The following is a 19,956-nucleotide window of genomic DNA, read 5'->3' on the forward strand; positions in this document are numbered from 1 at the left end:
ATCGATAGTAAAGAGAGCTCGACGGAGTCATCGGGCTCCCGCGCTGAGTGAACGGAAAGGTGGCCTGAGCCCTATCGGTCACTCTGGCGCCATGGAGATCAAGGTAACGATGAATATTCTCGTTGCGGAAGATGACGACGATCTGCGCGAGCTCGTGGCAATGATGCTCTCGGTGGAGGGATTCCATGTGCAGACAGCGCGGCACGGACAAGAAGCTCTGGAGAGGATCGGTGAACACATGCCCGACCTCATCCTGCTCGACATGAAGATGCCGGTCATGGACGGTCGGACCTTCGCGCGGGAGTTTCAGATCCGATACGGCCGGTCGGTGCCCATCATGGTCCTGACCGCGGCCGAGCACGCCGCCCTTCGAGCCCAGGAGATCGGCGCCGCAGGGTGGATCGCGAAGCCCTTTCACTGCGACCAGCTGGTCAGGATGGTACGGTCGCACCTTCGCATGTAAGGGGCAGGCGGACGTGGAACGTGCTGCCACGGCCTTCCTCACTTTCGAACCACATTTCGCCTCCGTGGCGCGCCACGATCGCGCGCGAGAGGTACAGCCCCGTCCCCATCCCTCCGTAATCGTGGGGCGTATCGGTGTGGGCGCGATGGAAGCGCTCGAAGATCCGCGCCTGCTTCTCCACGGGGATCCCCACCCCTCGATCGCGCACGGACACCAGGGCGTCGAGCGCGTCCGCCATCCGCACCTCCAGCTCCACCTCGCCGCCATCCGGTGAGTACCGCAGGGCGTTGTCGAGCAGGTGCGCCACGACCCGCTCCAAGAGCTCGCGGTCACCTTGGAGCACCACGGGCTCGGCGCACGTGACCCGGATGCGGCGCGACCGCGCCCCCTGCTCCAGGCGCGCCGCCATGCGGTCGACCAGCTCCCCGAGATCCACGCGCTCGAGCACAAGATCCAGCCGGCCGAGCTGGACTTGCGAAAGGAACAGCAGATCGGCCACGATCCGCTCGATCCGGTCGGCGCCCCGGAGCAGCCCGTCCAGGATCCGGCGCTGGCTCGGCGGCAGCTCCGTCGCCGTGCGCAAGAGCATCTCGGCATAGCCCATGATCACCGTCACGGGCGTCTTGAGCTCGTGCGCGGCCACGCGGAGAAACTGGTCCTTGAGCCGGTCGAGCTCCACGAGCTCGGTGACGTCCCGCACGACCGCCACCGCGCCCACCACCTGCCCCCCCGCGTCGCGGATGGGCGACGCGCTCGTGTGCACGTAGCGGGTCCGCTCCGCGCCGGGGAGCGAGATCGTCCCCTCATCCAGGGTCACCGTCTCGCCGCCGAGCGCGCGCACGAGCGGCGTTTGCTCCGCTTCATAGGGCGTCCCGTTCGGGCGGTCGAAGCGGAGCCGCCGCACCAGCTCCGCGATGGGCCCGCGCGCCTCGTCCGGGCTCGCGAGCCCTGCGAGACGCGCCGCCGCATGGTTGGCCAGGGTGACGCGCCCGTTCCGGTCGACGACGAAGACGCTGTCGACCATGTTGTCGAGCACCGCTTTGATCTCCATCTGGCTCCGTTCGAGGTCGGCGTAGAGCATGGCATTGTCGAGCGAGATGGCCGTCTGGGCGCCGAGCAGCTCGAGCACCCGGATCGTGCCGGCCGTGAACGCCCCCGTCGCGACGTTGTTCTCCAGGTAGACAAGGCCGCTCAGGCGCGCCTGCCGTACGATGGGGAGGCACAGCAGCGAGTGCGGCCGTCTCCGGGTGAGGTGCTCGTCCGAAGCGAACCGCGTCGCCACGGCGGCCTCGTCCAGGATGACGGGCTCACGCGTCCGCGCGACGTAGTGGAGGATCGACATCGGGAACGCCGCCGCCGAGGCCGGGACGCCCTTGTGGCTCGCGACGCGGATCTCCGTCCCGTCGGTCGTGGCCTCGGCGTAGACGGCGAGCTTGCCGTCGCGGACCAGGATCAGCGCCCCTCGCTGCCCGCCAGCCTGCTGGAGCACGATCTGCAGCAGCGTCTCGCTGAGCTTCGGCAAGAGGATCTCGGACGAGATGCTCTGCAAGGCTTTGACCACCGAGAACAGGTCGAGCTGCTCGGGCGCGGCCACGAACGTGGCGGTGAGCGCGACCGAGGGTCGCTCGACGAGCTCGGGGTAGCATCGATCGAGGCTCTGGACCTTGCCGTCGGCGCCCCAGCGGACATAGCAGGAGCGGGCCTCGCGCAGGTAGGTGTCGGCGAAGCGCACGAACCCTCGCGCCCGGTAAAACCGAGATGCGAGCTCGTAGGCAAGCGCTTCAACGTGCACGAAGCCGCTGTCGCGCGCCGAGTGGACGGCCTCTTCATAGAAGCGCATGGCGTCGAGGTCCCGGCCCTCGGTGCGGGCGACCTCGGCTGATACCAGGGCGTAGCGGGGCCGGAAGTTCTCGGGGCAGTTGTCGGCCCAGTGCTCCAGCTTCTGCAATTGCTTCTCCAGCGTCTGCGCGAACTGCCGCTGCTGCTCGGCGGGGGCCTGCGCATAGAGCGCCGTCAGCGTGAGCGCGTGGTAGAAGTGATGCATCGCCTCGATCGCCATGGATGCCACCTGGTGCAGCGTCGACGTGGCGCTGGTCGCGGACTCCAGCGCTTCGGCATAGCATTCATGGGTAAATGTCGCGATCTGCTTCATGATGTGGTAGTATGTAATTCCAACGCCATAGCCCGCCTTCTTGAGAGCCGCGATACAACTCTCCTCGTCGAAGGTGCCGTCGCTGAAGCTCGTGGGCGCCTGCGTCGCTCCCTTCAGGCTCGCTGCAAACTGCTCTTCGAGCCGGAGGATATGGTACACCACGTCATTGTGGGCCTTCTGGGCGAACGCGATGTGCTTCCGCGCGACATCGATGACATGAACGAGCGGCTCTCCGCTCTCCAGAACAAGCCATGTCATGTTGTAGGTCAAGTAGCCGGCAAAGACGAGATCTCCGATGTCGAGGCAAGCGAGAAAAGCCTGCTCCATGAGCGGGAGGCTCGCTGCGAAGCGCCCGCACCAGACCTTGATGACGCTCGCGTTCTGGAAGAGCAGCTTCCCTTTCAGTTTTGCCGTGGCACTCTTGAATTTTTCATTCAACCTGAGCGCCATCTCGGAGAACTGAAGCGCGCGCGGGATGTCGCGGTAGATCGAGACCAGCACCATGCTGTAATTGCTGTAGATGAAAGAGGACTCTTCGGCGTGCCCGTGCTGCAGGGAAACGCTCACCCCCTTGGCGGTGAGCAGGACCCAGAGCGCTGGTCGCGAGGTGTATACGATGGGGAACGATTCGGCGATCAGGCCGATGAGGGCCCGCACGCTCTCGTCGGTGGCTACAGGCGCATCGACGAGGTCGGCGATGGGGCGCCCCTGCAGGTTGATCGAGACCTGCCGGATCTCGGCCTCCGCGGCAATCTGGAGCTCCTCGTCGGACTCCGGCAGCATCACCCGGTAGAGCTGCAGGGCCTGGATCATGACCGCCACGGCATCGCGGTGCCGTCCGGCGATCTGGTAGAGCCGCAGGCGCAATCGGTACGCCCTGGATCGGTCGGGCTTGGAGCGGGCGTTCTGGAGAATCAGGTCGAACAGCTCGTCGGCCCGCTGGAAGCGGCCGACGAGGTACTCGCATTCGGCGAGCTCCAGGTGGAGCGTGAATGCATCCTCGTACCGTGCGCTCCAGGCGTCCGGTGGCAGCAGGGATGTCGCCTGGGCCAGGTAGCTGCGAGCCGACGCGTAGGCCACCGAGGCCTTTGCCTTGGTCCCCGCCTGGAAGTTGAGCCGGCAGAGCGCCTCCTTCTCGCGCGGATCGGTGAGGAGGTGGGCACCGTGATTGAGCTGGTTTGCGACGTCGAAGACCCGCTCTGTGAACCCCTGCTCTGGCAACCGAGACAAAAGGAGCCGGCCGAGCTGAAGATGCTTCTCGGCGCGCAGCTCCGCCGGGATGAGCGAATAGGCCGCTTCCTGGATGCGGTCGTGGAGGAACTTGTATGTGCTGTCCACGCGGATGACGAGGCCCGCGCGGACGGCCTCCCAGAGGTCCGCGTGTACGTCGTGCTCCACGCTGCCGCGAACCATCGCCAGGAGGGCGACCTCGGCGGTATTTCCCAGACAGGCGAGCTGCTTCAGCGCTTCCTGGGTCTTCGCGGGCAGCCGCCTGAGCTTGCCGACCATCAGGTCGACCACGTTGTCGGTGTAGCCCTTCTCGCGGATCTTCGCGACGTCCCACCGAAAGGCTTCCGTGCGCTCGTCGAACTCGATCAGGCGCTCTTCATGGAGCGAGAGGAGGAACTGAATGGCGAAGAAGGGGTTGCCGGCCGTCTTCTCGTAGGCGAGATCGGAGAGCGGTGCGGCGTCTTCGAGGCGGCAGCGAAGCGCCTCGCCGACGAATGCGGCGAGGTGCTCGTGCGGTATCGGGCCGAGCACGATGTTCGAGACGCGCGCGCCGTCTCTCCGCACCTCGTCCAACGTCACCAGGAGCGGGTGGGTGGGGGACACCTCGTTGTCGCGGTAGGCGCCGATGATGAGGAGATAGCGCATCTCAGGGTGGGCCAAGAGGTCCTTGAGCAGCCCGAGGCTGGTCGCGTCGACCCACTGGAGATCGTCGAGAAAGAGCGCGAGGGGGTGCTCCTTCTGGGCGAACACCCCGATGAAGTGCCGGAACACCATGCGGAAGCGGTTCTGCGCCTCGGTCGGCGGCAGCTCGGGGACCGGCGGTTGCCGTCCGATGACCAGCTCGACCTGCGGGATCACCTCCACGATGAGCTGGGCGTTGACCCCGAGGACGTCGAGCAGCTGCCGTCTCCACGCCGCGATCCGCTCCTCGCTCTCGGCGAGGAGCTCGATCACGAGCTCCTGGAAGGCCTGGACGAGCGTGGCGTAGGGGATGTCGCGCTTGTATTGATCGAACTTGCCCGAAAGGAAGAAGGCCCGCTCCCGAATGATCGGCTTATGCAGCTCATGGACGAGCGCGCTCTTGCCGATCCCGGAGTATCCGGAGATGAGCAGGAGCTCCGGCGTCCCCGTGGCGACCACGCGGCCGAAGGCCTGCAGCAAGGTGGCGATCTCCGCCTCTCTGCCATAGAGCTTCTGCGGGATCTGGAGCCGGCCTGTCGTGTCTCGCTCGCCCAGCGCAAACGGCTTCACCCGCCCGCTCGCGCTCCACTCTGCGAGGCACCTCTCCAGGTCGCGCTGGAGGCCGCGAGCGCTCTGGTAGCGATCCTCGGGCATCTTGGAGAGGAGCTTCAGGGTGATGCGCGAGATCGTCTCGGGCACCTCGGGGACGAGCTCCGACGGCGACGTGGGAACGCGGGCCACGTGGCAATGGACCCATTCGACCGGGTCGCGCGCCTCGAAGGGGAGCCTGCCGGTGAGCATTTGATTGAACGTCACGCCGAGCGAGTAGAGATCGGTGCGGTTGTCGATGGCGCGGCTCGTCCGACCTGTCTGCTCCGGCGATAGATAGGGCAAGGAGCCCTCGATGAGCCGGGGCGGCTGCGCGCGCTGCTGCTCGCGGGGGAGGCGGGACGCGAACCCGAAGTCGGCGATCCTGACCTCGCCGGAGGCGGGGTTGACGAGGATGTTGCCGGGTTTCAGGTCCTTGTGGATGATGTCCTGCTGGTGAACGTCCGCGACCGCCGCCGCGATGCGGATCGCGAGGGGGAGGAAGCGCTCGATCCCCATGGGCGTCCCGAGCAGGCGATCGAGGGACTGGCCGCCGAAGTCCTCCAGGACGAGGGCCGGCATGCCCTGGTACGTCTCGAGGGCGAGCGGCTTGATGACGGCTCGGGCGTCGAGCAGCTGTCCGAGCTCATACTCGTGCTTCAGCCGCTCGCGGTCCTTCGGGCGGCTGCGCCGCGGATCGAGCACCTTGAGGATTACCGGGCAGCGATCGGCGCTCCTGACCGCACGATAGACGACGGCTCTGCCATCGAGGGAGAGAGGCATGGTGATCGTGTACGGGGAGGCGAGGGGCATGGAGAGGGTTCCTGATGCGCGACACGCTCGGCGGGGACGATGGGGCCGCGTGCGCGGTGCTCCACAGGGCTCGGCCATCGCCGGCCGGGCCGCCGAGCCGGACCGAGAACGTGATTGAGCGCATCACGGGGGCTCGAATCCATACCAGCCGGGCTCAGCGCCCCGTGCCGGCAGGATCCTGTGAAGACGTGACGGACCGTGATGCCATGCGCTGTCGACATGAGTGTGGATCTTGTCCCTCACGTCGCAGGCGTCATGAGTCTGCGTTCCATAAAGGAAAAGGAAAAGCAGCCAACCAGGCAAGGCGGGTCCGGCTACGCTTGCCCGGACGGCGAGCCCACACCCCGCCCTTACGCCCCGCTATCCGAACCCGGCGTCGCCGCCCGCGCCGTTGCCGCCGCCGCCTCGACCACCGGCGCCCCCACCGCAGCCCGGTCCGCCGCTGCCGCCGTCTCCATCTCCTCTTCCCAGGATGAAGGCGCCGGGGGGCGGCGCGCATGCGGCCGGGATCATGGATTGTAGCGGCGGCCGCTGCGGTAGCTCGCGATGGCCAGCTCCACCGGCCGGAACAGCGGGCTGGGCAGCGCGTCGAGCGGGTACCAGCCCCAGCCGGCGATCTTGTGGGGCTCGCGCTCCTCGGGCTCGCCGTCGAACTCCTCCGCGAGGAGCTGGATGTCCACGTAGTGCTTGCCGTAGGCGAGGATGTTGCTGAGGCAAAGGAAGGAGAGCTTCCTGACGAGGAGGCCGCTCTCCTCGCGCACCTCGCGGATGGCGCAGTCCTCGAACGACTCGCCGAGCTCGAGGTGGCCGCCGCACCACGAGTAGCTGCCGTCGCCGTGGCTGCCGCGCCGCCGCGCGAGCAGCACGCGCCCGTCGCGCACCAGCATGACGCCCACGCCGACCAGCGGCCGCTCAGCGGCGTTCCCTCCGACGATCGCCTCTCCCAAGGACACCTCCCCGCACGCGGCACCCGTCGTGCGTGGCGCGCGCTCTAGCACGGCGCGCTCTGGCACGGCGCGCAGCGGCGCCGCTCGGAAGGCGTCCGGTCGACCCGCCGCTCCCGCTGCGCGAGCCGCGCCGCCCGCGCGGCGCACCGAGCCACCTCGCGCACGTGCAAGCGCCGGTACCGATTGACTTTTCAGTGAACACGCGTACCGTGCCAGACCCGATGGATGCGTCCTTGCCCTGGGAGCTGAACCCCGTCCTCCAGCAGAGTCGGCTCGTCCTCCTGGCGCAGACGGCGGTCGATGTCCGCAACAAGGCGTTCAGCGAGGCGAACCGCGAGGAGGGCGATACCAGCTGGGGCATCGGCTGCAAGGCGCACGAGCGGTTCGGTCATTCCCTCTGCAAGCTGGAAGAGAGCGGAAAACACCCCTGGCTCTCCGTCCATCGAGATGGGCTGTACTTCATGCCGCACATCGAGGGCGTCGCCGTGCGCGTGTACCGCGGTCCGGCCGACAAACCCTCGCAGCGGCACCTCGAGGCCGCGCGCAGCGAGCACGGTCGCCGCGCGGAGTCGCGACAGATGGCCTTCTCGTTCATGGGGGGAGAAACCGAGCCGGATGGCCCGTGGTTCTGGATGATGGCCGTCGAGACGGACGTCGAGGGGAGGGCGCTCCGCGCCGTGTTCTTCCAGGCCAACGAGGCCGGCGGGACCCGGCACGCATGGGAGGCCCCGGTCGAGAGCGTGTCCGCTGCGCCTGCGCCTGCGCCAGAGCCTGGAGACAAGCCGGCGCGCCCGGCGCGCCCGCGCCCGGCCCAGGGCCAGCAGGCGAAGGACGCGCCCGCGTCGCGCGACGGACGGCCGTTGTTCCGCGCGCAGACCATGACCCTTCCGCTCGTGTCGCAGCCGAGCTGACCGCCGCCGAAAGAGGCGGATCTGCCGGTGCGGATCTGCCGGTAACGAGTGCTGTCCAAGAGCGGTGAGCCACCGGCGCGACACCCGCGCAGGAGCCCGGCTACACCGGCATTCCCATCGTCCGGCGGAGCGCGTCGAACTCCTCGGTGAAGCGCCCGTTTTGGCCTCGCAGAACGAGCGGCGGCTCGTCGTGGCACGACGTCACGGCCTCGGCGCGGCGCAGGGCATAGACCGAGAACAGGGCCGCCTTGCCGTCCTTGGGGACGATGTCGCGCCACGCCTCGAGCGCGAGCCCCGCCGCAGCCGCCGCCGCCTCGACGCGAGGCCGCTGCCGCGCCGCCGCGCAGGCCACGAACGGCGCGCCGGGAGCGAGCAGCCGCGCGGCCGCGAGGCAGTAGTCCTCCACGCCGCCGCGGTGCTCGAAGCGGCACGGCCCGCACTGGACCCGACCGGACTCGATGCCGGTGCCGACCGGCAGGTACGGCGGCGTCCCCGTCACGAGGTCCGCAGGCGCGAGCCCGTCGAGCACCGCCGGATCGCGCAGGTCCCCCCACCGGACCTCGCCGCGCGCGTCGACACCGTTCCACGCGACCGAGCGCCGCGCCATCGAGGCGCTCACCTCCTGCGCCTCCACGCCCGCGCAGCGCGCGTCCGGGAAGCGCCACGCGGTGAACAGGAGCACCGTGCCGATGCCGCAGCCCAGGTCGACCGTGCGGAGCGGGGGCGCGTGCGCCACTCGCTCGGCCGCGAACCAGGCGGTCACGAGGTCGTCGGCCGACCAGCGGTGCCCGTCGAGCCGCTGCAGGATCCGGAAGTCGCCCGACAGATAGCAGAGGTCCTCGCCGGGGCCGGGCCAGACGTCCGGGCGATCCGGCGTCGCCGGCTGCGGCCCGGGGGCGACCCACCCGGGCGGCCGGCGCGCAGGGCGCACGACCCCGCCGCGCGGCGCGAGGGACGGCTGGACATCAGGGGGAGCGATCATCGACCCCATGTACCACGCCCCTGCGGCGCCAGGGGCGCGCGCCATCCCCCTCGAGCGCGCGGCCCCGCGTGGAGCGCGGCGGCCCCGCGGCTTCAGCGGTTCGCGCAGCGATCCTCGAGCGAGGGATCATCGCAGAAGAGGCACGGGATGGTCTCGCAGTCCAGCGGAGGGCACGACTTGGGGCATGTCGGCTCGCTCGGGTCACAGTCGATGATCTGCCAGGTGAGCAAGCCCATGTCGTCCGGGTTGTCCGGACAATTGCACTTGTTCGCGTTCAAGGCGTGTGTTGCCACCATGGTGACGGTATGGCACTCCCGCACCGGCGTCGCTCCGTCGTTCGGGAAAGCCACGAGGCCGAAGTTCAACGTGGCCGTGATGACGCGCTGTCCGTCGGCGATGGCCCCGGCCGGGAACGAGGGCAATTCCGCGAACCTCCGGTACGGATACGGGTAGTCTTCCGATGTGCGGCTCCCGTAGTCGACGTACAGGGCGATCCGCACGGGATCACCGCTGTCCTCGGACAGCACCGTCGCGACGAAATCCTTCGATCTGTAGTTGGATTTGTCCTCCGGAGTGACGTGTATGGGCCTGTGCGGGAGAGGGGAGACCGCCGTGAGCACCGGCGCGGTCTGCTCGGGATGCTCGTACACCGGCGGCGAGACCACGAGGCAGCCCGTGGTCGAGGCGGCGAGCGCTGCCGCCGCGAGCGAGCGGACGAGCGCGGCGGGGCAGCGCGAGCGCGCCGCGAAGGCGGCAGCGCGGCGAGGGAAAGGGCGGGACGGAGCGATCATGGTGGCGCTGTGCAGGGACCGATGGGGTTGGGGCCGTGCTGGATTCTGGGACTCTACCTGCTGGGGCGATGTGCGGTTGATCTAGCTGGAATCTGGCGGCCGCCGCGCAGGGCGGGGCCCACGCGGCCCCGCCACTTGCGCCGCGAGGTCACTTGCGCGGGGTCGCCGGCGCGCTCTCCAGCGCGTAGACGACCTTCACCTGCGTGCCGAACGGGACCTCGCCGGACGACACGGGCGTACCGATGTCCGCGGAGTACCCGCCGGAGGCGGCCATGGGGCGGGGGGCGTAGATCGGGCCCTGCTCGACGACCTCGCTGATCGAGACGACGTGGCCGAGCGAGACGCCCTGGAGCCTGGCGAGCGCCTCGGCGCGAGCCCGCGCGTCCGCGATCGCCTTCTCCCGCGCGCGCGCCTCGAGCGGGTCGGTCTCGTCGAGGCCGAACGAGACGCCCCAGACGTTGTTCGCGCCGGCGGCCACGGCCGCGTCGAGCACCGCCCCGACCTGATCGAGCTTGCGGATCACGACCATCACCGTGTTGCTCACCTGATAGAAGTGCGTCGGCGGAGGCGGCGCTGCCGGCGCCAGGTCGGCAGGCGGCGGCTTCGGCGCGGGCGTCGGCGTCGGCTTCGGTCCGCGCCCCGCGGGAGCCGCGGGCGGCGCTGCCGGCGCCGCCTGCGCGGGCGCGGTCGCGGGCGGCGCGTAGCCCATGGCCATCCAGGGCGGCACGTCGGACTGCCGCACGAGCTGGATGGAGTAGTTGCTGGTCTGGATGTCCTTCTCGGCCAGGCCGGCGTTCTTGAGCGCGCCGAGGATCTCGGTCATGCGGGCCGCGGCCATCTTCGTCGCCTCGTGCACCGTCGGCGCCATCACCTCGATGCCCATCTGGGCCCGGGCGACGTCAGGCCTCGCGCTGACGTCGCCGCGGCCGACGACCGTGATGGTGTTGACCTCCGGAGCGTTGGCCAGGGGCGGCGACGCCTGCGCCGCGCACGCGGCGAGGAGCGGTGTGACCGAGAGCAGGAGCCCGGCGAGGCACGTGCGGGACAGGGAGCGCTGGTTCTTCATGCCCGTGCAACGCGCGCCGCCCACGGCGGCTTACAGGGGGGCGCCCCCTCGGCGCTCGCCGCCGCGAGCAGACCGACGGGCCGCTCCCCGAGGCGCTCCGGCGATGCCCGAGGCGGCGGCGTTGCTCCCCCTCGGCAAGTTGTTCCACGCCGCGCCGGGTGCGCTATGGTCGTTCACGTGCTCACAATACCCAGCGATGAAGAGGCCCTCGGAGGTCTGCAGGGTGCCACGATCGCCAGCGACCTCTCGTCAAGCATCGGCTACCGCATCGTGTCGCGCGCCGGGGCCGGGGCGATGTTCGTCTCGTTCTACGCGGTCCGCACCGCGCCCGAAGGCGAGACGCCCGTGGTCGTCAAGATCCTCCGGCCGTCGCTCTTCAGGCAGATGGGTCCGTCAGCGGCCGTCATCGTGAAGAAAGAGGCGGTGTCCCTCGGCCGCCTCAACGAGCAGGTCCCTCCGACCCCCTTCGTGGTCCGGCTCATCGACACCGGCACGTTCGAGGTCCGCCGCGGCACGAAGGCGCTCAATCTTCCCTGGATCACCATCGAGTACGTGCACGGCGGCGTGCAGGGCGTGACGCTCCGGCAGCGGGTGCAGGGGACCATCCAGGCCACGGGCCACGCGTTCGATCCTGCGCGCGCGACGCGCGCCATCGAGTGCATCACGAGCGGGCTGTCGGCGGTGCACGACGTCGGCGTCGTCCATCGGCAGCTCACGCCGGAGAGCATCCTCTGCTGCGGCTCCGGCGACGACGAGCTGTTCAAGATCAGCGACTTCGGCATGGCGCGGCCGCGCGGCATCCGCGAGACGATCATGGCCGGCGTCGTCGGCAACGCCGGGGTCGCGCCGCCGGAGATGCTGTCCGCGGATCCGAGCACGATCGGCCCGTGGACCGACATCTTCAACCTCGCGTCCGTCATCTTCTTCCTGCTCACGGGCGAGGAGTACATCATCGCGGAGTCGCAGGCGCAGGCGCTCATGGCCGCCATGGCGCGCGCGCGCCGGAGCATCGTCGAGACGCGGTGGCTCCACCCCGCGCTGCGCGCCAACGAGCAGGCGTGCAAGTCGATCGACTTCGCGCTCCGCTGGGCGTCCACCGGCGAGGCGCAGGAGCGCCTCCAGGAGGCGGTGGCCGTGGCCGCGATGCTCTCGCCGTACCTCCGCCCCGCCTCGCCGATCTCCGCGCTGGAGCAGCGGATCGTGGCGAGCGCCGGCGAGCAGCGCGTGCGCGCCGCCGAGGAGGTCGGTCCGATGACCGTCCCGTCCACGCACCTGAAGGCGCCGGTGCTGCTCAAGGGGGAGCTCGGCCAGACGCTGCTGTCGCCGCGAAACGCCAAGGCCGCCGAGCGCCCGAGCCAGGACCGCCCGATCGAGGCCGAGATCATCCCTGTGCCCCCGCGCGCCTCGCGGGAGCCCGCGCCGCGCCTGTCGGCGGTCGTCGAGCGCTGGACGTGGAGCGTGCTCCACCACCCGAGCCTCGATTCGGTCATCCGGAGCGTGGCCTGGGACGGCTATGGCCGGTGCCTCGCCGCGGCCACGGGGGGGCTGCTCTTCTGGAACGGGACGAGCTGGAGCGAGGCGTCGTCCGGCGGACTCCCCAGTCCGCAGGGCGTGCGCTTCGTGCACCGGATCGGGCCCGGCCGGTGGCTGATCGGCGGCGACGCCTCGACGCTCGCTGTGTACACGACGGGCGGCGTGACGGGCGTCTTCCAGCTGCCGGGAGAGCCGCAGAGCCACGTCGCGCTGAGCGGCGACCTCGAGGACATGGGCATCCTCGTCTCGACGACGCCGAACGATCCGCGGCCGCTCCTCCACGCGTTCATCGCCAAGCGCTGGCTGCGGCCGATGCCGGCCGACGGCGTCGCGCTCCTCGCCGCGGTCGCGCGCGTCGAGGACGAGCGGTGGCTCGTCGTCGGCCGGTCGAGCAAGGGCGAGGGGCTCGTCGCGCTCTACGCGCCGCTCGACTGGCACCTGGAGCGCATCCCGGCGCCGCCGGCGCGGGCGTTCGTCGCGTGCGCCGGGCGGCCCGATCTCGGCGTGGGCATCGCCGTCGGCGCGGAGGGGAGCGTCGTCTGGCGGTACGGGCAGAGCATCTTCACGGAGAACATCGAGCCGCGGCGCGCCCTGTCGGCCGCGACGATCGACGCGGAGGGGCGCGCCTGGGCGGGCAGCGCGGGGCGCATCTGGGTGCGGCGCGGCGGCATCCCGCCCATGGCGGGGGTGTGGGAGTGCGTCTGGGAGAACGACGCGTGGGTCGGCCCGGTCGTGTCGCTGTTCGTCGACGGCGAGGTGGTCGTCGCCATCACCGCGGACGGCGGCATCATCGAGGGCCGCGTCACGGGCTGACGAGCCCGGCGAGCCGCCATCACCGCGGCGCGCGGTACCTGGCCACGACGAGCGTGATGTCGTCGTCCGGGCTCGGGCACCAGCCGTCGACCTCCCGCAGGATCCGGTCGCGGATGTCGTCGACAGGCGTGTCCTGGGCGGCTTCGACGGTGGAGCAGAGCCGCGAGAGCCCGAACTGCTCCCGGTGCGCGTTGCGCGCCTCCGTCACCCCGTCGCTGTAGAGCACGAGCAGGTCGCCGTCCTCGAGGAGGAGCTCGGCGTCCCTGGTCATCGCGTCGATGGACGGCAGGACGCCGACCCACACGCCGGAGCTCGGGATGCACTCGCTCCTCCGCGTCCTCGCGCGGCACACGATGATGTCGTCGTGCGCGCCCGCGAACGTCACCCGCCCGCCGCGCTCGTAGCGCAGCAGCAGCAGGGTCGCGTGCTCGTCGCGCTTCAGCCGGTCGCGGATGTTGTCGTAGATCGCCCGGTTGAGCGCCGAGACGACCTCGCTCGGGCGGGCGCTCGGATCCCTGCGGGTCATGGCCGCGACCATGCTCTGGATCATCAACATGACGAGGCCCGCCACGAGCCCGTGCCCCGCGACGTCGCCGATCCCGAGCCACCCGCCATCCCGCGTCGGGAGCACGTCGTAGTAGTCGCCGCCGACCTCCGCGGCCGGCCGCATCATCGCGGAGAGCTCGAGCCCGTCCACCAAGAGGTGCGCCGGGACGAGCGTGGTCTGGATGTGCTTCGCGACGAGGGTCTCCTGATCGACCCTCTCCTGCTCCAGCCGCTCGCGGATCTCCACGTGCCGGACGATCTCCCGGTGCATCGACACCGCCTTCATCGCGGAGCCGATCTGGAGGCGCACCGCGTCGTAGACCGTCTCGTTCGCGCCGCTGTTGACGAGCGCGATGCCGTAGTGCTCCGTCTCCCCGAACGTGAGCGGCATCGCGACGACGCTCCAGCGCTCCGACGAGCTCAGGAATCCGGGCGGCGCGAGGCACGCGGACGCGAAGGTCCCGGGCGGCGGCTCCACCTCGCGGCTGTTCTCCATCAGAAAGAGCGACTGCAAGGTGGCGCGCTGGGGGTCGTCGAAGAGCGATATGGCGACGTGCGTGAGATCCAGCTTCGGCAGCTCCGCCGCGAGCGTGCGCCGGAGGGTGGGCATGCCAAGGCAGGTCGAGAAGAACATGCCGGTCCAGCTGAGGTTGACCGACGCGCGCTCCAGGTACAGCCGCTTCTCGCCCTCGGCGCGCACGGAGGCGTTGCTGATCAGGACGCGGCACGTGTGCCAGAGCCGCTCGAGGCGGTCGTCGGAGGCGCGGCCGGGCGCCCGGCCGATCTTCGCGCGGAGCAGCGTGATCGCGCCCTGGAACTGGTCGAGGGCGACGCCCTCGCGCGCCGCCGCGTCGAGGACGTCCTGGAGCGCCGTCAGGAAGCGGTCCTCCCGCCCCGTCAGCTCCTCCTCGAGCGCCGACAGCAGCTCTCGGGGCCAGGCCTGAAGCGACGCCGCTGGGACCGTCACGCACCGCGCGAGCGCGCGCTCCAGGGGCTCCTGCTGCGCGGCGACGGAGAGCGGCTCGCGGCGCGGAGGCGCCCCGGTCGGGCGCGGGAGGGCAGCATAGTAGCCGCAGCCGCACGACTCGCGCCGCGTGAGCTCGACGGGAAGGAGGCTGCACTCCGGCACACGCTCGCCGCGGAGCTGGCGCACGACCGTCTCGACGGCGAGCGCCCCGAGCTCCTTGATCGGATGGCGGACGGTCGTCAACGACGGCCTGGTGACGCGCGAGACGGCGACGTCGTCGAACCCGCACACGAGGACGTCGCCAGGGATGTCGACGCCGTGCGCCTTCAGCGTGTCCATCGCGCCGAGGGCCATGTTGTCGTTGCCGGCGACGACGGCATCGAACTCGACCCTGCGCCCGAGGAGCTCGCGCATCGCGCGGCGGCCGCCGTCGATCAGAAAATCGCCGTACACGAAGAGGCGCTCGTCATAGGGGAGCGCGCGCGCCTCGAGGGCCCTCCGGTACGCCCCGGCGCGCAGCTTCGCCTCCTCGTTGTTGGCCGGCCCGCTGATGTAGGCGACGCGCTTGCACGCGTGATCGTCGAGCACGTGCGCGACCGCCGCCTCCCCCCCGACCGCGTTGTCGACGATGACGCTCGGGATGCCGTCCAGCGCGAGCCCCACGCTGCACACGGGCAAGGGCGCGAACGCTCGGCAGAACTCGTGCGCTCCCTCGGAGCCGACGTAGTTGGTGAGCGCCGACGACATGATCACCGCCCCATCGACCGTCGTCGCGCCGATGAGCGAATAGATCCCGCCCCGGGCGTCCAGCGTGTAGCCCTGGCGGGCGCGCGTCTCGCCGAAGGCCACGATGAGGTTGACGCCGTGCGCCTCGGCCGCGCGCTCGACCCCGAAGCGCGCCTCGGACTGGTACTCGCCGCAAAGATAGTCGGTCAGGAGGGCGATCGTGTGGCGCTTCGCCGCCATGATCTATCGCTCCCCGTTCACTTGTCGTGGATGGAGACGAGGCCGGGGGACATGCGCTCCAGGGCCGCCAGGCTCCGCCGCTGCCACCCGAGCCTCGCGTCCGTGATGAACCGAACCTTGCACTTGGGGCCCTCGCCGGTGACGCCGGCGATGAAGGCGATGAAGGCCTTCAGGCAGCTCGAGTTCAGGAAGTACAGCGCGCGTATGTCGAACTCCACGGCTGCGAGCGAGAGGCGCCGCACCTCGTGCTGGACCTCCTTGCAATAGGCGCCGAGCGGCGCGGCCGCCGCCATGTCGCCCGTCCCGGTGAGCTTGATACTCAGGCGATCGCCGAGCAGCGCCGGCTCGATGCCGAAGCTGTCCGTGGTGACGCGATCAACCCTTAGGCTGTCCATTCATCCTCCACCGCTCGAGCGGCGCGTGCGCGATGATCGTGAGCTCGTTGCCCTCGATCTTGTAGTCGACGTCGAGCCCGCCCTCGGCGCGGACGCGCGCGAGGCCCAGGCCGGAGACGCCCTCGACCATCGCTGTCTCCGTGATGAGGTCGTCGTAGTGCTTCAGCGGGTCGCTCGCCGTCTTCAGGTCGAGCAGCCGCTTCTCGACCTCTCGCAGCCGCTCCGGCGACGCCTCGTTGCGCGCGCGGATCTTCATGATGTGCGACCTCTCGTCCTCCTCCAGCGCGAGCTCGAGGCTGACGCGAGGGCCGGTGGAGTATTTCGTGATGTTCTCGGCGAGCTCGTGCGCGGCCATGTAGAACCGCGAGCTCACATTCGCGTCGTCCAGCACGGCGCCGCAGAAGCTGGACACCAGCCGCAGCACCGCCGTCGCCAGGCGCTCGCTCGGAAAGAAGGTGATGCAGAGGAATAGCGAGGCGCTCTGCGTCGGTTCGGGGGATGACACAATCTGTTATGTTACGCCGCCCTGGCGCAGGATCCAACCACTAGTTCCGCGGGCGGCGCGGCTTCTTCCCGTGGCTCTCGTGGCTCTCGTGATTCCCGTGAGAGCGTGAGCGCGGAACGGAGAGGGCGCCCGGAGCGAGCTCCGCCTTCGCCATTGAGCTTCCGATGTGATGCGGTTCTCACCTCGGAATGTGATGCGCTTCGCAGTTCGCGCGGCGGCGCACTTCGCGCCAGGGCATAACGCGACGCGTTGTCCGAGGCGGAGTGGCATGCTCGTTGATCCTGCTCGTCGATGACGAACGTGGCGTCCATCGGCGCCCAGGTGTGTCCATGGATCCGGTGCGGCCACCGCGCCCCTCGCGCACATACGCCTTCACCTGAGGGAAAGATCCCGCCGGGCGACCCTGCAAGGAGGGTATTGCTGAATGAAACAACGATGCTTCTCGCTCGGGCCGCCCTGGCCACTCGGGCTGTCGCGCCGCCGCCCGCGTCGCTTGGCGGCGATGACGGGCCTCCCTTTTCTCGTGGTGCGCGGCGTCCTGGCCGGCGCCGCCGCGGCGGCAGCGGCGATCGGCTGCAGCACCGCGCCCGGGACGGAGGGCGAGCCCGGGCGCCCCGCCGGCGCGAGTCACGGTGTCGGAGAGGGCGATTCGGTGGCGCTCGGAGCGGCCCCAGCAGCGCTCTCGAGCGATGGTGCCGTGTGCGTCACCATCCAGCGTGGAGCTCTCGGCACGGTGAGAGATGCGACACTGTGGCAAAACGCTCCGGGGTGGAACGACTCCGCATCTCCGAACCTCTCGACGGGGTGGGCCGCGGGCGCCGGCCGCCGCCGGTCTGTCGTGTACTTCGGGCTCTCTCCCGTGCCGGTCGGCGCGACGGTCCTCTCTGCCTCGCTGGTCTTCCATCAGACGTACGCGGTGGAGAGCAGCGCTGTGAGCGTACACCGCGTCACGATCCCGTGGGACGAGCGCACCGTCACCTGGTCGAGCCTCGGGGACAGCGGCTTTGAAGGCGAGAGCGCGGCGACCATCGCGGCCGAGGCGGGCGTCGGCGCTCGGGCGGCGGACGTGTCGGCGCTCGTGCAGTCGTGGGCGCTCGGGACGGCGCGGAACGACGGCGTGCTGCTCGCCGAGGGCGACGAGGAGCGCGCCCACACGACCTACCTGAGGAGCAGCGAGATCGGCAGCGCGCAGGAGCGCCCCAGGCTCGACGTCTGTTACGTGACCTGCTCGGACGGGGTGATGAACGGCCTCGAGGTGGGCCTCGATTGCGGAGGGCCGCGCTGCGCTCCCTGCACGGGCGCGACGGTCGGCACGTCGAGCGCCGCCGTGTCGAGCGCCGCCGTGTCGAGCTCGACCGGCGCGTCGAGCGCGGCGGGGGATGATCCGTGCGCCGACGGGGCCGCGCTGCCGCCCGATCCGCTGCCGCCCGCGCGGCTCTCCGAGACCGGGCTCTACGCCGACATCACGACCCGATCGCGGGCGGCGGGCACGCGCGAGTTTCGTCCTGCTTACGAGCTCTGGTCGGACGGGGCCGCGAAGCGGCGCTTCGTGTACCTGCCGCCCTGCTCCACCGTCGACACGAGCGACATGGATCACTGGTCGCTGCCCGTCGGCGCGCGCTTCTGGAAGGAGTTCCGCGCGGAGGGCGTGGCCGTGGAGACGCGGTTCATCCACCGGTTCGGGCCGGGCATCGATGACTGGCTGTTCGCGGCGTACGCGTGGGATCCTACGAGGAACGACGCGTTCCTCGTCGAGGAGGGCGTCGAGGACGCGCGCGGGACCGCGCACGACATCCCCCGGACCGCGGACTGCTGGGAGTGCCACGGCAAGCTCCCGGAGCGCGTCCTCGGCTTCAGCGCGCTGCAGCTGAGCCACGATGGACCGGGCGAGACGATCGTGTCCCTGAGCGACGCCGGGTGGCTCACCGTCCCGATGCGGGGAGGGGTGCGCCCGCCGGGCGACGCCCGGGCGGCCGCCGCGCTCGGCTATCTCCATGCGAACTGCGGCAATTGCCACAACAGCACAGGCGTCGCGACCCTGCGGACACGCCTCCTCGCGGCGAACACCACGGTGGAGAGCACCGATACGTACACGACCGGCGTGCGCGTGACGCCCAGCTTCTGGGAGCCCGGCGCGCTCTACCGGATCACGCCGGGAGATCCCGAGTCGAGCGCCGTCGTGCGCCGGATGGAGAACCGCGGCTCCAGGGCCCAGATGCCCCCGATCGCGTCGGACGCCGCCGACGCGGCGGGCCTCGCGGCTGTCCGCTCCTGGATCGAGGGCCTCGGGCCGCCGCCCGAGGCAGGGAGCGGCGGCAGCGGCGCAGGCAGCGGCGCAGGCGGCGCGAGCGTTGGCGTCAGCAGCACGAGCGCGAGCTCCGGCTCCGGCGCCAGCAGCGGCGGCTCCGGCGCCAGCAGCGGCGGCTCCGGCGCCAGCAGCGGCGGCTCCGGCGCCAGCAGCGGCGGCTCCGGCGCCGCGTGCGCCGGGGTGCCGCGCCTGAAGCTCACGCAGGTCGCGGCCGGCCTGGCGACCCCCGTCTTCCTCGCCAGCCCGCCGGGCGACCGATCGAGGATGTTCGTCCTCGAAAAGGACGGCATCGTCCGCCTGATCAAGGACGGTGTCCTCCGGTCCACCCCGTTCCTCGAACTCCGGGGCGGCGCCTCGTGCCCGCCGGCGCGGCCGGCGAGCGCGAACCCGCTCGTGTGCGCGCCCAGCCCGACCGCGGAAGGCGGGCTGCTCGGGATGGCGTTTCACCCGGGCTACGCGAGCAACGGCAGGTTCTGGCTCTTCTACACCGCCGCGCCGAGGGGCAACGTCACGATCGCCGAGTTCCGCCGCTCGGCCTCGAACCCCGATGTCGCGGACACGTCGGCGGGGAGCGTGCCTGTCCGGACGCTCCTTGACGCGAATCACGGCGGCTGGAACCACGTGGGCGGCACGCTCGCGTTCGGCCCCGACGGCTACCTCTACGCGTCCGTGGGCGACTCGGCTGTCACGCCGTATTCGGCCTCTCCGGCCAAGGACCTCTCGTCTCCGCTCGGCAAGATCCTGCGGATCGACGTGGACAGCGGGCTCGGCCCGTCAGGCAACCTCTCCGGCGCGGGCGTGAACCCGCTCGTCTGGGACTACGGCCTGCGCAATCCATGGCGCATCAGCTTCGACCGGAGCACCGGGGATCTCTACATTGCCGACGTGGGACAGAACGCGTGGGAAGAGCTCGACATCGAGCCCGCGCGCACCGGGCGGCGCAATTACGGGTGGCCGGCGATGGAGGGCGACCACTGCGTCGCCGCCGGGTGCTCCCGCGTCGGCGTCGCGCCCGCCGTGGAGCACAGCCACTCGAGCGGGGAGGGCGGCTCGATCACGGGCGGCTACGTCTACCGCGGGTCGGCGATCCCGTGCCTCCGGGGAAGGTACGTTTACGGCGACTACGGGACGCACCGCTTCTGGACGCTGCGGTGGGACGGCTCGCGGGTGCGGGATCACGTCGAGATCACGGCGGACCTCGAGTCGCGCCTGCCCGCGGCCTCGTTCGGCGAGGACGCCGCCGGCGAGCTCTACGTCGTCATGCTGACCGGCGAGGTGTTCCGCGTCGATCCGAGGTGA

Annotated in this window: 12 protein-coding genes; 4 read left to right on the plus strand and 8 right to left on the minus strand. The window is 70.5% G+C overall.

The window, feature by feature from the left end; genetic code table 11:
• The first annotated feature begins 91 nt into the window (after window positions 1-91).
• A complete protein-coding gene (locus WMF14_RS13310) occupies window positions 92-463 on the plus strand; it encodes a response regulator (protein WP_437592446.1) in 372 nt (123 codons plus the stop codon).
• On the opposite strand, the gene WMF14_RS13315 is transcribed toward WMF14_RS13310, so the two are convergent.
• Both WMF14_RS13315 and WMF14_RS13320 read right to left on the minus strand, forming a co-directional pair.
• Complete coding sequence (locus WMF14_RS13315; RefSeq protein ID WP_437801351.1) at window positions 432-5,927, minus strand: AAA family ATPase; 5,496 nt, start codon at window positions 5,925-5,927, stop codon at window positions 432-434. The two genes, WMF14_RS13310 and WMF14_RS13315, sit on opposite strands and share 32 nt — an antisense overlap.
• A 509-nt stretch (window positions 5,928-6,436) precedes the next feature.
• On the minus strand, window positions 6,437-6,874 hold the full coding sequence (locus WMF14_RS13320) for a nucleotide triphosphate diphosphatase NUDT15 (protein ID WP_437329054.1): 438 nt from the start codon (window positions 6,872-6,874) through the stop codon (window positions 6,437-6,439).
• Between the two features lie 233 nt (window positions 6,875-7,107).
• On the opposite strand from WMF14_RS13320, the gene WMF14_RS13325 reads away from it, so the two are divergent.
• Entirely contained in the window at window positions 7,108-7,785 is a 678-nt protein-coding gene (locus tag WMF14_RS13325) for a hypothetical protein (protein WP_437801352.1), read from the plus strand.
• A gap of 100 nt (window positions 7,786-7,885) precedes the next feature.
• Here the strand turns inward: WMF14_RS13325 and WMF14_RS13330 are convergent, their stop codons facing one another.
• The 3 genes from WMF14_RS13330 to WMF14_RS13340 form a co-directional block, all read right to left on the minus strand.
• On the minus strand, window positions 7,886-8,767 hold the full coding sequence (locus tag WMF14_RS13330; protein ID WP_437801353.1) for a tRNA1(Val) (adenine(37)-N6)-methyltransferase: 882 nt from the start codon (window positions 8,765-8,767) through the stop codon (window positions 7,886-7,888).
• A gap of 92 nt (window positions 8,768-8,859) precedes the next feature.
• Window positions 8,860-9,558, minus strand: a complete 699-nt coding sequence (locus tag WMF14_RS13335; protein ID WP_437801354.1) for a hypothetical protein — start codon at window positions 9,556-9,558, stop codon at window positions 8,860-8,862.
• Between the two features lie 148 nt (window positions 9,559-9,706).
• The gene (locus tag WMF14_RS13340; protein WP_437801355.1) at window positions 9,707-10,624 is read right to left on the minus strand and encodes an SIMPL domain-containing protein; all 918 of its coding nucleotides are present in this window, start codon (window positions 10,622-10,624) and stop codon (window positions 9,707-9,709) included.
• 177 nt (window positions 10,625-10,801) lie between these two features.
• Here WMF14_RS13340 and WMF14_RS13345 point away from each other — a divergent pair, with 177 nt between their 5' ends.
• A complete protein-coding gene (locus WMF14_RS13345; protein ID WP_437801356.1) occupies window positions 10,802-12,970 on the plus strand; it encodes a serine/threonine protein kinase in 2,169 nt (722 codons plus the stop codon).
• A gap of 19 nt (window positions 12,971-12,989) precedes the next feature.
• On the opposite strand, the gene WMF14_RS13350 is transcribed toward WMF14_RS13345, so the two are convergent.
• From WMF14_RS13350 to WMF14_RS13360, 3 genes are read right to left on the minus strand one after another with little or no spacing between them, the layout of a single operon-like run.
• Entirely contained in the window at window positions 12,990-15,449 is a 2,460-nt protein-coding gene (locus WMF14_RS13350) for a SpoIIE family protein phosphatase (RefSeq protein WP_437801357.1), read from the minus strand.
• 17 nt (window positions 15,450-15,466) lie between these two features.
• A complete protein-coding gene (locus WMF14_RS13355) occupies window positions 15,467-15,844 on the minus strand; it encodes a hypothetical protein (protein ID WP_437801358.1) in 378 nt (125 codons plus the stop codon).
• Window positions 15,825-16,349, minus strand: coding sequence for a hypothetical protein (locus WMF14_RS13360; protein WP_044964684.1), 525 nt, complete (start codon window positions 16,347-16,349; stop codon window positions 15,825-15,827). The genes WMF14_RS13355 and WMF14_RS13360 overlap by 20 nt, the downstream gene beginning before the upstream one ends.
• A gap of 733 nt (window positions 16,350-17,082) precedes the next feature.
• Between WMF14_RS13360 and WMF14_RS13365 the strand changes: the two genes are divergently transcribed.
• The gene (locus WMF14_RS13365) at window positions 17,083-19,956 is read left to right on the plus strand and encodes a PQQ-dependent sugar dehydrogenase (RefSeq protein WP_437801359.1); all 2,874 of its coding nucleotides are present in this window, start codon (window positions 17,083-17,085) and stop codon (window positions 19,954-19,956) included.

This window comes from Sorangium sp. So ce693 (assembly GCF_051521375.1).
Classification (GTDB): Bacteria; Myxococcota_A; Polyangia; order Polyangiales; family Polyangiaceae; genus Sorangium; species Sorangium atrum.

Excerpts from the sequence above, each read along its gene's own strand:
- WMF14_RS13355 (WP_437801358.1), bottom strand. The coding sequence starts at position 15,844 with ATGGACAGCCTAAGGGTTGATCGCGTCACCACGGACAGCTTCGGCATC.
- WMF14_RS13335 (WP_437801354.1), bottom strand. The coding sequence starts at position 9,558 with ATGATCGCTCCGTCCCGCCCTTTCCCTCGCCGCGCTGCCGCCTTCGCG.
- WMF14_RS13310 (WP_437592446.1), top strand. The coding sequence starts at position 92 with ATGGAGATCAAGGTAACGATGAATATTCTCGTTGCGGAAGATGACGAC.
- WMF14_RS13350 (WP_437801357.1), bottom strand. The coding sequence starts at position 15,449 with ATGGCGGCGAAGCGCCACACGATCGCCCTCCTGACCGACTATCTTTGC.
- WMF14_RS13315 (WP_437801351.1), bottom strand. The coding sequence starts at position 5,927 with ATGCCCCTCGCCTCCCCGTACACGATCACCATGCCTCTCTCCCTCGAT.
- WMF14_RS13340 (WP_437801355.1), bottom strand. The coding sequence starts at position 10,624 with ATGAAGAACCAGCGCTCCCTGTCCCGCACGTGCCTCGCCGGGCTCCTG.
- WMF14_RS13330 (WP_437801353.1), bottom strand. The coding sequence starts at position 8,767 with ATGATCGCTCCCCCTGATGTCCAGCCGTCCCTCGCGCCGCGCGGCGGG.